Source organism: Luteolibacter arcticus, from assembly GCF_025950235.1.
In the GTDB taxonomy this organism is placed as follows: domain Bacteria; phylum Verrucomicrobiota; class Verrucomicrobiia; order Verrucomicrobiales; family Akkermansiaceae; genus Haloferula; species Haloferula arctica.
Genome location: NZ_JAPDDT010000043.1, coordinates 1 through 1017, shown reverse-complemented (window position 1 = coordinate 1017; position 1017 = coordinate 1). Strand labels below are relative to the sequence as shown.

At 65.7% G+C, this 1017-nt stretch carries 1 protein-coding gene; it reads right to left on the bottom strand.

Features of this window, described 5'->3' with window-relative positions; genetic code table 11:
- Positions 1-105: 105 nt before the first annotated feature.
- Positions 106-789: a 4'-phosphopantetheinyl transferase family protein gene (locus OKA05_RS29265; protein WP_264490776.1), complete on the bottom strand. Its 684-nt coding sequence runs from the start codon at positions 787-789 to the stop codon at positions 106-108.
- Positions 790-1017: the final 228 nt, after the last annotated feature.

The following is a 1017-nucleotide window of genomic DNA, read 5'->3' as shown; positions in this document are numbered from 1 at the left end:
AGAAGATCCGCCACCCGACCTCGATCCCGCTGGTGAAGAAGATCACCCTCGATCTAACAGATGCTTAAAGGCATTGGGATGAATCCCGCGTTCCCAGTGGGACCTTCACCCGGGCCACTGCTGGATCTCTAACCGGGAAACCGCTGCCGGGGCGGCGAGGCAGGCGAGGTGTTGCTGCAGGAGCGGGCCGGTTAGGCGATGGAGGCGCAGGTCGCGGAATCGCGGGTCGCCTGAGTAGCTCGCTGGCGGCTGGGCGACCGAGACGGATGGCGCGGCGACGGAGAAGCCGGTGCCGAGCGCCTTGAGCAGCGCTTCCTTCTTTGTCCAGATGTCCATCAGGGTGAATGCTCGTGGGACTTCCTCGCTGGGCAGCGCGGCGATTTCCTCGGGGTGGCAGAAGGCGTCCTCGCAGCCTAACAAGCTGGCCGCACGGTCCGCCGGTTCGACATCGACGCCGACCGCTCCATCCCGGCAGAGCGCGATCAGGGCGAGGTCCCGGCAGTGGGACAGATTGAAGTGCAGCCCCTGCCATTCCGGTGAGAGTGCTGGCTTCCCAAACTCGCCGAACTCAAAGGCGACCGTGGCGGGCGGGATCCCCAGTGCTTCTCCCAGCGCCCCTCGGAGGGCGGCCCGGCAGGCACGCCAGTGGATGGCGTCCTTTTCGAAACGAAAGCGCTCGGCCTGCTTTCGCTCTGCCGCGGACAGGGAGGCCGTCATCTCCGCGCCGACAAGCGCCGGGTCCACCACCAGCACGAGGGCGGTTCCGGAGTCGGGCGAGGAAATCGGCACGCGGTGAAATTGCCTGCCTGTGCCCGGGACGGCGAAGCGAAAAAAGGCTGTCCGTCAGGTTTGCTGGGGCCGTGTCGTTTGGTTTCGGCTGGATCCCACGGGGGCTGGCGGTGAGGTAGAGGCGGAGCCCTTCAACCATAAGGAGGCGGGACGAATGGCGCTCACTTAAGCGGCCCGCTTGGTTTTTCCCTTGTTCGGTTTGTCCCGGTAAACTCCCCGCGGTGCGGT